At 41.5% G+C, this 14045-nt stretch carries 15 protein-coding genes; 4 read left to right on the top strand and 11 right to left on the bottom strand.

All coding sequences use genetic code 11. The features are described 5' to 3' along the window. Positions 1 to 7: 7 nt before the first annotated feature. Complete coding sequence (locus tag FHS68_RS13720; RefSeq protein ID WP_167271049.1) at positions 8 to 151, top strand: hypothetical protein; 144 nt, start codon at positions 8 to 10, stop codon at positions 149 to 151. 12 nt (positions 152 to 163) lie between these two features. Next, on the top strand, positions 164 to 1654 hold the full coding sequence (locus FHS68_RS26665) for an O-antigen ligase family protein (RefSeq protein WP_167271051.1): 1491 nt from the start codon (positions 164 to 166) through the stop codon (positions 1652 to 1654). On the opposite strand, the gene FHS68_RS13730 is transcribed toward FHS68_RS26665, so the two are convergent. Both FHS68_RS13730 and FHS68_RS13735 read right to left on the bottom strand, forming a co-directional pair. Continuing rightward, positions 1651 to 2022: an Hpt domain-containing protein gene (locus FHS68_RS13730; RefSeq protein WP_167271053.1), complete on the bottom strand. Its 372-nt coding sequence runs from the start codon at positions 2020 to 2022 to the stop codon at positions 1651 to 1653. The two genes, FHS68_RS26665 and FHS68_RS13730, sit on opposite strands and share 4 nt — an antisense overlap. Before the next feature lie 113 nt (positions 2023 to 2135). After that, the gene (locus FHS68_RS13735; RefSeq protein ID WP_167271055.1) at positions 2136 to 3707 is read right to left on the bottom strand and encodes an ArnT family glycosyltransferase; all 1572 of its coding nucleotides are present in this window, start codon (positions 3705 to 3707) and stop codon (positions 2136 to 2138) included. A 339-nt stretch (positions 3708 to 4046) separates the two neighbouring features. Here FHS68_RS13735 and FHS68_RS13740 point away from each other — a divergent pair, with 339 nt between their 5' ends. Together FHS68_RS13740 and FHS68_RS13745 are read left to right on the top strand one after the other, a co-directional pair. Beyond that, positions 4047 to 5000 (top strand): hypothetical protein, encoded by a 954-nt coding sequence (locus FHS68_RS13740; RefSeq protein ID WP_167271057.1) that lies wholly within the window; start codon positions 4047 to 4049, stop codon positions 4998 to 5000. Further along, a complete protein-coding gene (locus FHS68_RS13745) occupies positions 4997 to 6205 on the top strand; it encodes a glycosyltransferase family protein (protein WP_167271059.1) in 1209 nt (402 codons plus the stop codon). Before FHS68_RS13740 ends, FHS68_RS13745 begins: the two co-directional genes overlap by 4 nt. A 14-nt stretch (positions 6206 to 6219) precedes the next feature. Here the strand turns inward: FHS68_RS13745 and FHS68_RS13750 are convergent, their stop codons facing one another. From FHS68_RS13750 to FHS68_RS13790, 9 genes are read right to left on the bottom strand one after another with little or no spacing between them, the layout of a single operon-like run. Then, complete coding sequence (locus FHS68_RS13750; protein ID WP_167271061.1) at positions 6220 to 7071, bottom strand: glycosyltransferase family 2 protein; 852 nt, start codon at positions 7069 to 7071, stop codon at positions 6220 to 6222. 40 nt (positions 7072 to 7111) lie between these two features. Beyond that, positions 7112 to 8455: a flippase gene (locus FHS68_RS13755; protein ID WP_167271063.1), complete on the bottom strand. Its 1344-nt coding sequence runs from the start codon at positions 8453 to 8455 to the stop codon at positions 7112 to 7114. A 54-nt stretch (positions 8456 to 8509) separates the two neighbouring features. After that, complete coding sequence (locus FHS68_RS13760; RefSeq protein ID WP_167271065.1) at positions 8510 to 9274, bottom strand: glycosyltransferase; 765 nt, start codon at positions 9272 to 9274, stop codon at positions 8510 to 8512. Positions 9275 to 9286: 12 nt separating this feature from the next. After that, positions 9287 to 10177: a glycosyltransferase family 8 protein gene (locus tag FHS68_RS13765; RefSeq protein ID WP_167271067.1), complete on the bottom strand. Its 891-nt coding sequence runs from the start codon at positions 10175 to 10177 to the stop codon at positions 9287 to 9289. A gap of 29 nt (positions 10178 to 10206) precedes the next feature. Next, positions 10207 to 11340, bottom strand: coding sequence for an acyltransferase family protein (locus FHS68_RS13770; protein WP_167271069.1), 1134 nt, complete (start codon positions 11338 to 11340; stop codon positions 10207 to 10209). A gap of 1 nt (position 11341) precedes the next feature. Then, a complete protein-coding gene (locus tag FHS68_RS13775) occupies positions 11342 to 11914 on the bottom strand; it encodes a sensor histidine kinase (RefSeq protein WP_167271071.1) in 573 nt (190 codons plus the stop codon). Next, positions 11911 to 12255, bottom strand: coding sequence for an STAS domain-containing protein (locus FHS68_RS13780; RefSeq protein ID WP_167271073.1), 345 nt, complete (start codon positions 12253 to 12255; stop codon positions 11911 to 11913). Before FHS68_RS13780 ends, FHS68_RS13775 begins: the two co-directional genes overlap by 4 nt. Positions 12256 to 12260: 5 nt before the next feature. Beyond that, complete coding sequence (locus tag FHS68_RS13785; protein ID WP_167271075.1) at positions 12261 to 13418, bottom strand: response regulator; 1158 nt, start codon at positions 13416 to 13418, stop codon at positions 12261 to 12263. Beyond that, positions 13415 to 13963, bottom strand: a complete 549-nt coding sequence (locus tag FHS68_RS13790) for a hypothetical protein (RefSeq protein WP_167271077.1) — start codon at positions 13961 to 13963, stop codon at positions 13415 to 13417. Before FHS68_RS13790 ends, FHS68_RS13785 begins: the two co-directional genes overlap by 4 nt. Positions 13964 to 14045 lie beyond the last annotated feature (82 nt).

Raw genomic sequence — 14045 nt, forward strand, 5'->3', positions numbered from 1 at the left:
GCAGTTTATGAAAGTTTTCCCTTCTAAGACAAGCAGGAAAAAGCTGCGGGAGCCCGAGCTTTCCCGCTTGCAGACAATCACGAGAACCATTGCTCTGATCCTGGCATTCATCAGCGTTTTTGTTTTCTTTTTTAAAATATTGTTTTTCTAGATTTCCAAGCGGGTGAAATACTCAATATCAGGCGAAGCACTTCACGACAAAATGCCCACTCCGTTGTTGGACCGGGTGAATGGCCCTGTTGGGATCATTCTATTGTCAATAGTTGCGATCGCCCTGGGAATTGCGTCCGTTTACGGCGGTTTGGTTTCCGGTTTGCTGATCTTGATCGGCATGGTCGCTATTCCGGCAGTTTATGCGGTGATCGTGTACCCAATGTTTGGGATTGTCGTGTTGCTCACGATGGCTTTTTTTCTGTTTTTCATTTCGCGCATGGGCGTGAATTTTCCGCTTGGAACGATGATGGACGGATTGCAGGCAATGCTGATTTTGGGTTTTTTGATCAAGCAGAAAAGCAGCTGGGATTCAAGTATTTACAGAAATCCGGTATCTGTGATGATATTCGTATGGATCGGGTACAACCTTTTTCAGGTAATCAATCCCTGGGCCGAGTCGCGGCTTGCCTGGATTTACACCGTGCGTACCGTTGCGATCGTCACGCTTATGTACTTTGTTTTTATCTATCATCTGAGATCGGTCAAAGCCATTCGCACGGTGATCATTACGTGGATTATTTTGTGTACATGCGGTGCTATCTATGGTTTCAAACAGGAATACTTTGGATTTGCTCCTCAGGAATTACAGGATTTGTTGAGCAATCCATTGACAGTAAGCCTATTATTCATCAACGGGAGCTGGCGAAAGTACTCTTTGTTCTCTGACCCGGTTTCCTTTTCCTACACCATGGTGGGCGGAAGTCTTTTGTGTATTGCCCTTCTATCCGGAAAGACCAGTCTGAAAATGAAGTTCATCCTGGGAATACTGACTGTTTCGTTTCTGATGGCAATGCTTTATTCTGGTACACGTGGTGCATATGTGCTGGTACCGGTAGCTCTGATCCTCTTTGCATTGCTAAATTTCAGCAAAAAAATAATGCTTGTATCCTGCGTCGGTGCGGTATTTATTGCTTTTTTAATCGTAATGCCCACAGGAAATCCAACATTGGCCCGGTTCCAGACGGCCTTCCGGCCCTCCGACGATCCGTCATTTAATGTCAGAAAATTCAATCAAAAACGTATTCAGCCGTACATTTTGACGCATCCGATTGGTGGGGGACTGGGATCTACCGGGGCTTGGGGCGCTCGTTTTGCGCCGCAGCATTTTTTGGCAAGCTTCCCGCCAGACAGTGGTTATATGAGGGTTGCCGTAGAAACAGGCTGGATTGGGTTGCTGATCTTTTGCATTCTAATATTCAACATTCTGAAAATGGGAATCAATAACTTTTATCGAATCAGAAATCAGGAGCTGAGAACCTATTGCCTTGCCATGACTTTGGTAGTATTTGCGTTACATGTTGGTAATTTTCCGCAGGAGGCCATTGTGCAGTTTCCTAACAATATCCTTTTTTATGTAGCAGCAGCTATCTTGCAAACTGCTTACCTGGTGGATAAGAAAGAAAGTAAAGAATCACTTCCCTCGAACAAAATAGAAGTTTAAAGTCCCTTTAAAATTTGTAACCCTAGTTTGGATTCATTTTCAAGATCGTAGAGGACGCCTGTCAGGTTCGCAATTGGTTCGTTGCGTTTTAGCGTGGATTCAATTTCCTTATATTTAGTAGAAGTTTTCAGTAATCCAACTGAAAACAGTGAAGACCGGTATTTGTGTATAGCCTGTTTCAAAACATCATAGTTCGCAGCCTTATTTGCATCGGAAATGTTACCTAATTGAATCACTGTCTCAGTTTCAAACATATTGATCAATTCGCCTTTCAATTCCGCATCTCCTCCCGTTATCTCGTCAAGATAAGCCAGATCAATCATGGATAGGTTGTTTTCCGGATTATCACTGGTCTCGTTAATTTCCATGTTCTGCTATAATAGGTTTTGTGTAGGGGTTAAATCGCAAAGCTAGTGATTGTAGCTACTTGAACAAAATACTTACGGCCTAAATTTGACAAATGAGAGCGAAATGATTTTGATTATCTGATGGGCTCGAACACAGTATGTTCATAAATTTTGTAAGCCCCGATTTCCTTTGCAAGGCGGTATTGGCTGTTTTTTATTTTGTCTAAATCCGGAATAATTTTGAAATGAAAAGGCGTGGTAGATTCGATGATGTATTTTGTCGTTTTAGATAGAATTGCATTCCGAAAATTGGCATAACCTAAAACACCGGATTTTACATTGGATGATTTAAATATGTCCAGTTCTGGGATCAAACAATACTTAAAAAGAATATTATTTATTCCCCTTCTCCCGTAAGATTCCTCAATAATTGACTCGTCATTTAAATTTGCAAACACATACTCTCCTGGCTTTAAATTAGTCCTGACATATTCAGCAACACTTGCTGCCAATTGTTCCCGAGTTAGCGTCTGATTATTGTTGTCAAATTCCAGCTTTTTTACCTCCTTATATTGATGAACTACATTAAGAACGCATATTCCGGAAAAATATAATGTGAACGCAATAGACGGATAGTAACTGGTTGGCGATTGGGATTGCAATGCTTTTAATTGCCAGGCGAAAAGCAAAAGTGAAACTGTAAAAAAAGGCGCAAAATAGGCCACATTCGAGCCGCTTTTTAAAACGGTAATCCCTGCAAACGCAAGCATTGCACAAGCGCAAAAGCACAGAAAACGGGTAATGATATCAGCCTTGAAAATATTCCATCGATAGAATGTGATGAGCAATACGAAAAATGCGGGGATCAGTATTTTGATTTTAAAACCATTTCCAAACACATAAAAGATAAACCAAGAGGTGTCAATCCCATTGGCAACGCCTCCGATCACATTCAAGAAGAAGACTTGTTTGTAAAGTAAAAATAGGATCCCAGCACATAGCGCAAAAGATAAGATAAAACTTAATAAGCTGATTTTCAAACCTTTCCAATCTCCGACAAAAACAAGGAAACTCAATAATATGACGGGAATCTGGACGCCGCTTTGCTTAACAAAGATTACCGTGGCTGCAACCACGGAGGCAAGGATCAGATTAACACGGCCGGACGCCCTGTCTTTGAGGTAGCCCAGAAAAAAGTACACGGAAAGAATGATCATGAAATCCATAAGCGAATCCGGGCGGACTGTAAAACCCTGCCGGAAAACGCACACAAAACAACCTAATCCCAATGCTATTGAAAGCGGAATAGATAAATTGAGTTTTCGGAAGGAAATCCGGAAAACAATGAATGCGAGAAGGAGATTAATTATAACATTAGCACCTCTTCCAATGCGGTAAAGCTGGTAAATATCTGTTTCCGGATCCAGCCCACAAATCCAGGCAACTAATCCGCAGATATAATGATACATTGGGGTGTATTGTGTAATCGTAAACGGAATATATCCGGGATCGGTGTATATTTTCCCATCAAAAAGCAATCTCTGGATGCTGTAAATGACATTCTGCTCGACCCCACCCAAGTCGGAATGATGGCTTTTCGCCAGAATTATTCTTAAAATCAGCGTAAAAACGAAGCAGATTGTAATGAGTAACGCTGTAAAAGAATAGATTTTTGTTGTCGAATACGGTTTATCAAACAAATTCATTGACAAAACTACGGAACGGGGTGGGTTAAGTAATCTGTGGGGATAAATTGGTAGTGCAAGTATTATAAATAATTTAGTAATTACAACTTATTGGTCATATTTAAAGCTTTTCAAGGTTAGTTTTTTTTTGATGGAACGATGAATCGGTTGTGCATGGGATTAAATGTTAAATATTCCTTAAAAATGTTTAAGTTCCGATCAAATATCTGACGAAATATAGCGATTTTTAAGCTTTGTTTCCTTGCGGTAATATTGTTGTAAAATGGCCGCCGGTAAGTGATTTTTATCTGTATAACCGCGATATAAAATTGTAATGTGTGAAGGAATAATGGCTAAAACATGCTAAACAAATTACTTAGTTTTATAGTCCTTGTCAAATACGGACGATTGCCGATTGATATCAGATATTTTTACAGGGATACTTACTATTGTCAGCTAGTACAGCTGAAATATATTTTAAGGGATTACATCTTCAAGAGAAAATATAAGGACATTGACTTTCAAGGCGAATTTGCTCCTGAATTACAGTTTGTGCTCCCCTTTGCCTACTGGCATTACAAGAATGGAACATTAAAAAAGACCGAAGGATGTACTTACACCAAAGAAATGTATTTCTTTTCGCCAGCGCATTCGGAGCCTTATGATATCCGGACAGAAGAAGGGAATTATAATTACGAGATGCCCCGGATTTTATACAGCCAAAATTATGATATGAAAAAATGGCTTCCGGTGCCATTTAAGCAGTATTATCAAAATAGCATTTACAAGTATGACAAACCTATACTAATTATTGCCAACCGTTATAATATGGAGTGGGGCGGTCAACCGATCAGTTTTTTTAGTATTGAGATTTTATCATACATTCTGGAAAAGGTGAAAGGTAGTTACACGGTCATTTACAATCGGCCCCGCCCACACCATATTACAATGGACAACAGTGATATTTATGATCTGAACGAACATAAATGGTTGGAAGAGTCTTATCCTGAGGTTATTCTGATGGAAAATTTGTTCAAGGAAAATAAAGGGAGTGCCAATAATTTCAACCATCTACAATTAATGGTTTATGCCAATGCGGACAAGTTTATCTCCATCCACGGTGGTACCGCCACACTCGCCAGTTATTTCGGGGGAATCAATTTAATCCTTTCAAAAAAGGGTCCCGAACATCATTTCAATTGTTATCATAAACTGTATCCAAAGCTTTCCGGGGCGAAAATCATACACGCAAAAACAGATGACGAAGTTAAAAATTATGTAGATGAGATTTTTGCAAAGGAGATTGCAGCATGAAATTAAGAGGACATCGCATCATCGTTTTTGGCCTGCCCCGGTTTGATTCCAAAATTGAATCGACGAATTATACCATTGCCAAGATGCTGGCCAGGGAAAACAAGGTATATTATGTCGAGCATCCGTATACGATCAAGGACTACCTTCGTCTCAGGGATTCACCTGAAAATGGAAGGCGTAAGGAATACTTTTCGTTACTGAATGATGATGTTTTGGACACGGATGTGACTGATTTCAAAGTAATTATCCCGCCAGTTTTGCTGTCCATTAACTTTTTACCAGAGGGAGCGATATTCAGGGCAGCCTTGAAATTCAATGAGTTTCTGATCCGCACAAAGCTGAAAAGGATCATTCACCGTCACAAAATCAAGGATTTTATTTTTATCAATTCCTTCAACTTCCATTATCCCAATGTTGCCGAGGGGTTGTCGCCGAAACTCACAGCCTACTATTGTGTGGATCCGATCATTGTTCCGTTCGATGCCCGGCATGGCGTAGTTTCCCAAAATAAATTGCTTAGGAAAAGTAATATTGTTTTTTGCACAAGCCGCCAGTTGTACAATCAAAGTAAGCTTTTAAATTCTGCCACTTTTTTTGTTCCCAATGCTGCGGATCTCAGCCATAGTCAAAAGGCGCTGGATGAAACTTTGCCAGTAGCTTCTGTTTTAAAGGATATTCCAAAACCCGTTATAGGCTATTTCGGTAATATTGAGCGGCGTATGGATTACATTATGCTGCATGAAGTGGTAAAATTAAACCCCGACAAAAGTTTTGTTTTCGTTGGGCCTCAGGACGGAGGCTATATTCCCGACTGGTTTTACAATACCTCTAATGTATACTCGACGGGTAGCGTGCCTTACAGCGAGATGCCTGCTGTAATTAAAGGTTTTGATGTTGCTTTGCTGCCATTCAAGCGCGATGAGGTAAGTGCAACGATTTTTCCGCTGAAACTTTTTGAATATCTGGGAGCTGGAAAGCCGCTCGTGTCCATCAATTTTAATGATGATCTGAAAGAATTTACTGGAGAAACCGTCGCTTATTGTGGTGATCCAATATCATTTTCCAATGCCATTGCCGACGCGTTGCTGAATGATACCGAAGAAAAAAAGCAGCAGCGGATCCAGGTTGCAGCCGATAATACCTGGGAAAAGCGTGTAGAGCAGATTTCAGATTTGCTCGCCAATGCCGTTGCTGCTAAACGTTAGTTTTTGCTTTCTACCTACAATTTTTCAATCTCTTTTGGCGCTTTGGAATGCAGGTTGAACAGTAAGCCTTTGAATTCCTTTACAACCCGTTTCGTGAAAAGGCTGACAAAACTTCCGTCCCTTTTCAAAGTTCTTGCGCCAGTCCAGGCGCGGGCTTTGTTATTTTTAACTTGTTTTATTTTACCATAACTCATTAAAGCATAAGCCATTCGCCCGTCCTCACCTCGGACATTCTTCATCACAAAGCCTATTTTCAGACTCAAATCTTTTAAAAATCCCATACTGATCCCATACGTATTGAGATAGGGGCGGTTCAGGTGGCGGTATTCAGCGACAATATCTTTGGCTTTTTCCAAAAGCGCGAGCTGCCAGCGTGAATATCCTTCCTCGCTGATGAACGAATATCTGCCATAAACGCAAACGACCTCGGGTTGCGTGAGCACCTTCATCATTTCTTCCAGCCAGCAATTGGGATAAAAGCAATCGGCATCGGCCAGCAAAATGTATTTTCCCCTTGCATTTTCCAAACCAAGCTGACGCGCAGGCCCCGGTCCCTGAATGGACTGAAAAACCGTCCTCACATGCAATGCGTCAATGGTTTGCTGGGTTTTGTCAGTGGAATTATTGTTGACAACCAAGATTTCAAAAGGCCTTGAAGTGGCCATATCCGACAAAGTGGCCACGCATCGCAGCAGATTCACTTCTTCATTCCAAGCCGCAATCATAATGGTAACCAGCGGATCGGACGTTTTTTTTGCGTCCAGCCTTGCATTAATTTCACTAAAAACACGCTCCGGAACTTGATCAAAGGAGTTAAAAGGGTAATTGTATTGACCTAGCCAGTCCGGGTTTTGAAAGAATGACATTGGAAATTTGTCTTAAACAGTGAGCAATTGAGGTAAACGTCTAGGTAAGACGCGGTTTGATATACTTCATAAAGAATTCGGGATAGAACCGATAGGCATAGATAAAGGTGTTGAGTGTGTTGACTTTCAGGATGCGGTTCAAAATTGTTTGGGCAATGGTAAAGCTGACAATGTTGGAAATCAATGTTGCATAAGCGGCGCCCATGACGCCAATCCTGCTGATTAGTATGTAGTTAAGACCAAGGTTAATTACGGCATTGAGCATAACCAGCATGAAATTGATCTTTGGCCTGCCAATGGAATCCAGAATGGTACCGCATTGCCTGCCAAATGGAATCAACAGGCAGTATAACACGGTGACTTTCAGGATCGGAACGGTTTCTTCGTATTTATCCCCAGCTATAAAACTGACCACAAAATCGGGAAACAGGAAGAGGAAAAGCAATGCGGGTATCAGGACGGCGAGGATGGTACCGACCGATTTTTCATAAAGATACTTAATGGCTGCCTCCCCATCCGTGGCGAGCCTTCTGGCGCTTTGAGGAAAAACGATCACCGCAATGGCATTGGTCGGGATGTCAACCAGGTTCATAATTCTGACAGCAATGTTGAATGCGCCGGAAGCGGCCGGGGAAAGCAGCGAACCCAGCATCATCTGATCAATGGTACTGGAAAGGATGGATCCGATGGATGTTCCAAATGCATACTTACCATAGTTCAAAAGCTTTTTGACCCATTCTGTGGTGACTTGAAATGCAAAGTTGAGCAGGTCTTTTACAAAAAAGTATTCAACCATTATGCTTAATAATAAGGCAAGGGCTTGAATATAAACCAGTTCAATCAAATTGATTTTTATCTTGAAAAAGAAACAAATCACCAGGTAAATGAAGAATACACCCTGCTTGACAAAGTTCGTAACGAAGATTCCATTAAATCGGAAATTAGCCTGCTCCATCCAATGAAATTGGGAAAGAATGCCCGAAAACAGGTAAACGACGCTGTACAGCATGAACAATGGCACAATTTCCTCGGACTTCCAGATCTGTCCCAGATAATGGGCAATCACAAGGTTAATCAGAATACATAATAAGGTGAGGCCGCCGCACAGCGCGAAAGAGGCAGACAGGATTTTGTTATGTTCGCTTGATTCTGAGAATGATAGATATTTGATCAATGCGTTCTGTATCAGGCCGCTACGTACCATTTCGAAAATGGTGGTGGTGGCTACGAAAAGCGTCCACACACCAAATGAATGTTTATCCAGCATGCGGACCATCAGGTAAAACCCACCAAAGCCGAATAGGACGCTGGTGAAATTTTGCATTACATTGATAATCCCTGATTTCAACCAATACTGATCATTACTTGATTTTTCACTTGCCATAGAGCAGGGCCTGGAATTGAATGCGAACTTGATAGGTCATAGAAACGGGTCAGATCATTTACCCTTCAGAAAATCGTAATTGAATTTCAAATGGCGATATAAGTGCCTGGATAAAGAAACAAGTGGATTTTCTGTTTCCCTCCAGAAGTTTCTGCGTACCGTGCTAGGCTCTAACGAGGAGTTGATCTGATCGAACAATGTAGTATACGCTTCGAAAAACAATCCTTTTCCTTTGTTTTTGAGCACCGACATCATCATTTGATATTCAGTAACTTCCACTTTCAGGCCTTCAGGATATCGTCCGAAACGCTCAAAAAAGGTACTCCGCCTCAAATGGGGATGATCGCTATAATAATAGAACTTCTTATATCCCGGATTAAGCAATTTGAATTCCATATCCGAAAATCCGCGTTTGTAGGGTTTCAAATACGGATATTTGAAGTACGCGTAAAAACGGACAAAATCCAGCTCTTTTCTGTCCTTCATGAAGCCGAGGGCATGGACCAGGTTTTGCGGAAAAATGAGCTGCGGCACAAAATCTTCCTGAACATATAATGTGTAAGGGGTTTTTACCGCGTCCTGGCCCTTATTAATGTTATTACCCAATCCTTTATTTTTAGGAGTGGTAACCAGATTAAATTTATAGGTGCCTTTCAGCCCATTGATGTAGTCAACGTGCTCTTGCTTACTTCCATCATCGGACACCACAATGTCGCCGAAACTACATCCGAGATCGCTAAAATTTTTCAGCAATCTCTCCAGTGAAGTACTTCTGTTATAATGGGTTACGAGTAATGTTATCTCATCAAAACTGTGCATATCCGCGAGGATCTATTTAAGGTATCCTGAAACAATTTTTCTCAATTTGTTGTAAGCTTTCCGGCTCAGCCTAACCCAGTCTGGAACAGGTTGGTGGTCTTTCCAAGGCGTCATCCGCAGGTATTTGTAAAATTCTTCCTTATATGCGAGGTTGCAGTTGTAGGATTTGAAAATGGGCTTAATGTCCAGATAGTGAATGATATATGGATCCTTGACGTCCAGAATGGCATAGCTGTTCCAGCGCTCGTCTAAAATCACCCATTGGTTTACCAGTACCACGTTTAGTCCGTATTGATCCGGGAAGCTTGCCCAGGAGAGATTGTCGAAAATGCATTTAAGTATCTTGGTGGAAAAGTCACCCTCTCTCCATTTAATGGGATCAACCAGGAGCAAGCCTGCATTAAAGTATGGAGTTTGCGGGTCAAAGCCCAGTTCCTTATAGTTGGGGACGCCTCCCCATTCGCTGCTGACAACTTTTGCGAGATCGGCAACTGCCCCAAAAAGCTTATCTTCAAGGTCAGTATGCCATAATTTTGAAATCTCTTCCACTACGATCATATCCACGTCCAGGTATAAAAATCTTTCAGTGTCCTGTGGAATGATATATGGACCAAACAAGCGGAGATAGCTGGTGATCGGGAATGCAGATTTGTCGACTGGTATTTTGACATTCGGAGGGATAACTTCCTGGGATTTGCACCAGTACATGGTCGTCATTTCCGGATTGCTTGAAGCCTGTACCTTTTTCTTGTTTGACTCTGAAACCCCGTCGTCGATGATATAGAGGTCAATTTTTTCAGGGGTTTTGTGATTAACCTCGATGGATTTGATTAATGCCCCCAGCAAAATCACATAGTGATTGTCAGTGGCAACAATAATGGTAATTTTGTCTTTAATGCTCATATAAAGGTAGTTATGACTTATTTTGACTGTTACGGAGTTTTTAATTCAGGTTTTTGGTCGATTACTTCGACACGTGTTCTGGGTTTCGATTTGTATGCAAATCGCATTTCAATGTATTTGTAAGTCCCTGCCGAGAAAATATAGATGATTAAAAAGTTGACTATAAAAAGATAGGAATAGGCCGTCTCAGGAAATTTCAATATCCGGATGAAAACCACATTGAAAATGCTGATCATCAGCGCGTGACTCATGTAAATGGAATAGGAGTACTTACCAAGGTTTTGCAGCAATTTGATATTCTTGATGGAACGGGATATAATTCCCCTTTCGAAGGCAAAAATATAGATACTGGCAAAAAATAAGGCTTCATATACAAACCCGATATCTTTCAAGCTTTGCCCATTGCAGATCAGGACAATGATCGCTATCACGGCGAGAATTTCAGCAGCGGTGAACCAGGACGAATGGGTTAATGAAAATGTGCTGTAACTCAGCCTGAAAATATTGACGCAGATTGCACCCAGAAAAAAACCGACGATCCCTCTGAGGAAACCGTAATCGAATGTGAAATCGATCTTGAAACCATTTTGAATGGATATTAATGCTCCCGCAGCAACCAGTACCATTAGGAAGTAAATCCAGTTTTTCGCCCTATCCGCTCGCAGTACGAAAATGGTAAGGGTAAGTGCGGCGAAAATAATGTAAGCAATCATTTCTGCACTGATAGACCAGCTTGGAATATTCCAGCTTACATCTTTAGGATCAAATATGGGTGTGGAGTTGAGTAAGAAAAGGGATGTAATGAAGGTGAAGATATTATTATCCGGATCATTTGGGTTGTTGACTTTTACAAAGGTTGTCAACATGTTTTTGGCAAACTCTACCGCAACGAACAGGATCAGCATGAATAAATGCAATGGATAGATCCTGAGAAACCGTTTTTTAAGAAACAACTTTACCTCGTCGATCGTCGAGATCGCCTGGTAACTGTATGCGATGACAAAACCGCTGAGCACGAAGAAAAAGTCGACGAACATATCCGCATTGGCGACAAAGCTGTTGTTGATGACAGGCGTTTTTGCAAAAGGGCTCAGGTGATACAAGAATACAAGCGATGCAAACAGTCCCCGAAAAATATCCAGTACTTCAAACCGATGTTTCATATCAGATTGCTTGCAGGTTAAACGTACTCAAAAACCGGTTTGTAGCAGATTCAGGCTCATAATGATATTCGAATGTGTCCGATGCTTTCGTCAAAATCAATAACCCAAAATGTTCGTTGGTATCCTTCAATAGTGCTGGCATTGCCGGATCGCCAATTTCCTGAATATAAAAAATAACGTGGTTGGCATCATCTGCCACCGCCCAAAGAGATTCGCTTCCGTTATGCGATACCTGAATTTTTTTTGGAAAAGATGCACTTTCAAGCGGCCAGACAATTTTTTTATCCTCATCACACCTATGGAGTGATAGCGGATTGCCGTTGTCTTTTTTCTCAAAAAGCAGTTGCGTTGCATTCATTCTGATCGTCAATAGACACTCTTCCACATCCGAATGTTTTATGGCATTGGTAAGCATTTCCGTAATCACCCATTTGGTGCGAGTGATGACGCCTAATCCAATGTTATTGCCTGCCGCACTTTGCTCGATATGGGCAATGCAAAGATTGACTTTATCTGAAACTGCTTCCAGGTCGCATTTAAAAATCGTTTCAAATCTATCGCTGTACCCGTTCATGCGTTGTTTAATGTTGCTGTCGCCTCGTCATAGTCTTTAAAAATTTTAAAGACCTTGTCCATTCTGATCAGTGTCAGAAGGTTATGCACATCAGGTTTTAGAGAAACAAGATAGATATCGATATTCCTGGGCAGCGCATATTTGAGTGCCACCACCAAGCTTCCCAGGAAAGAGCTGTCGATGTAATTTACGTTTTCAAAGCTCACGATAATGAGCCTCGCACCCTGTACCATCAGGCTGATCATTTCCTCTTTAAATGGGTCTGAATTGGCTAGGCTGGCCTCAACGGGTAAGATGGTTGCCATTACAACCCGGTTTGTTTCGCGCGTTTTTAAGATCATGAGGGTTAAATTTTTTCAATAAATATGATACTTGCATCGTCCATTTGATTGCTATCATCAATGCGGTCCAACACTTGTGTTTGAATCAGGTCAAAGCTTTCAGGTTGACTTAAATACGGACTGATTTTCTCAACAAAAAATGGATAATCACTCTTTTTGGACCCATTGGAAGGAATGTCGATCATTCCATCTGTAAAAATGACGAGACTATCGCCTGTTAGCATTTGAATGGTCTGTTTATCATAAAAACCATCTTCCAGCAATCCGAGCAGCAAGCCCGAAGATTGGACTGTTGTAATTCTCTTATCGCTGAACCTGAAATTGATCAGCGGTAAATCGCCTGCACCGGTATAATGTACAGCGCCGGTCTGGCTGTCGAGCAGGAGAAGTGAAAGACTTGAAAGGATATTTTGAAGACTTTCATCGAGACAAATCAGTTTATTGATCTTTTGGGTAATGGTATCAAGACCAAAATCATTATCAAGGACGCAAAACCGGATCGCCGCGCGGATGTAGCTTAGAAAACCAAACGTAAAAAACCAGGCTTTCCACTTCTTTCCCATGATATCGCCCAGGAATGCAAAACAAAACCGGCCGTCGACCTGAACAAAATCCAGAAAATCGCCCCCAGGATATCCCCGGTAACCTTTATGCCAGAAATGGATCCGAAAGCCGGGCACTTCGGGAGCTTTGACGGGAATGGACTTTACATTCAATGTATCCGCCGCAATTTTCAGCTCCCGGACGGATCTTGTATGCTCATTTTGTAAGGATCTGATAATGTTATTTAGCTTGGAAATGATAACAGGAATAGGTGTTTCCTTATTTATAAAATCCAGCGCGGACATGCTTAAACCTTCCAGTACCAGGGAATTATCTGTAAAAGATGTTAGGAAAACAAAGGGAATGTCACTGATAATTGGGTTCATTAAAACGGCCTGCCGAAAATCAAAACCGTTCATTTCAGGCATATCGTAATCGGAGAGGATCAAGTCGGGTGTTTCAGTGACTAACATTTCCAATGCATCCGACGCAGATTCGCAAAGAACGCACTGGTAGCCCGCCCGGATCAGGGCAGCTTCCACAACTTTGCTGAATAACCGGCTGTCTTCAACCAAAAGTATTTTTTTGACAGCCGCAGGGGCTTCGGAAAATGCGATCATTTCTTTTTGAAGTTTAGCACAAGCAAAAGCACACCGCCAAAAATGATCATCAATGAAAAAAGGTCCATAACCGTGACGCCGTCGTTGCTATTGAAATAATAAACTGTGAAAATTTCAAAGCTAGGTGGAGCAGGCATGATGATCATGGCCAGTCCTGCGACGACCAGCAACACGGCCAGGATAAGCATAATGCCTTTCTGTAAAGCACCGGTTTTGGCTTGTTCATTTCCTATATTGCTATCAATCCGGTTTTCAGCGAGCAGCTTTTCAAGGCCTTCCAGCAATTCTTCCCTGGATAGATTGTTATCCCCATCCAGCATTTGAAAGGGTGCTATTTTTTTCTGGGTTAAGGCAGACTTACGGAAAGCTTCCGCGATTTGCTGTTGGTAAAGACGGGATGAATTGCTATCCACCACCGAGATACTGATGAGCTCAATCAATTCCCGTACTTTGTCGGATAGTATGTTTTTTTCAGGGCTGTTTTTTGAAAATTGACTGACTCGATTGTCCAAAACCTTATTAATGTTCAGAGATGATATTTTCACTTTGCCAACATTTAATTAGATTTTAACGGACTGTTGAGGCAATTTTTGGATACTACGGACAAAATCGGGTGCTTAAACCTAC

The organism is Dyadobacter arcticus, assembly GCF_011762185.1.
GTDB classification, from domain to species: Bacteria; Bacteroidota; Bacteroidia; order Cytophagales; family Spirosomataceae; genus Dyadobacter; species Dyadobacter arcticus.

Coding starts and splice junctions, on each gene's coding strand:
- FHS68_RS13720 (WP_167271049.1), top strand. CDS start 8: ATGAAAGTTTTCCCTTCTAAGACAAGCAGGAAAAAGCTGCGGGAGCCC.
- FHS68_RS13730 (WP_167271053.1), bottom strand. CDS start 2,022: ATGGAAATTAACGAGACCAGTGATAATCCGGAAAACAACCTATCCATG.
- FHS68_RS13735 (WP_167271055.1), bottom strand. CDS start 3,707: ATGAATTTGTTTGATAAACCGTATTCGACAACAAAAATCTATTCTTTT.
- FHS68_RS13740 (WP_167271057.1), top strand. CDS start 4,047: ATGCTAAACAAATTACTTAGTTTTATAGTCCTTGTCAAATACGGACGA.
- FHS68_RS13745 (WP_167271059.1), top strand. CDS start 4,997: ATGAAATTAAGAGGACATCGCATCATCGTTTTTGGCCTGCCCCGGTTT.
- FHS68_RS13750 (WP_167271061.1), bottom strand. CDS start 7,071: ATGTCATTCTTTCAAAACCCGGACTGGCTAGGTCAATACAATTACCCT.
- FHS68_RS13755 (WP_167271063.1), bottom strand. CDS start 8,455: ATGGCAAGTGAAAAATCAAGTAATGATCAGTATTGGTTGAAATCAGGG.
- FHS68_RS13760 (WP_167271065.1), bottom strand. CDS start 9,274: ATGCACAGTTTTGATGAGATAACATTACTCGTAACCCATTATAACAGA.
- FHS68_RS13765 (WP_167271067.1), bottom strand. CDS start 10,177: ATGAGCATTAAAGACAAAATTACCATTATTGTTGCCACTGACAATCAC.
- FHS68_RS13770 (WP_167271069.1), bottom strand. CDS start 11,340: ATGAAACATCGGTTTGAAGTACTGGATATTTTTCGGGGACTGTTTGCA.
- FHS68_RS13775 (WP_167271071.1), bottom strand. CDS start 11,914: ATGAACGGGTACAGCGATAGATTTGAAACGATTTTTAAATGCGACCTG.
- FHS68_RS13780 (WP_167271073.1), bottom strand. CDS start 12,255: ATGATCTTAAAAACGCGCGAAACAAACCGGGTTGTAATGGCAACCATC.
- FHS68_RS13785 (WP_167271075.1), bottom strand. CDS start 13,418: ATGATCGCATTTTCCGAAGCCCCTGCGGCTGTCAAAAAAATACTTTTG.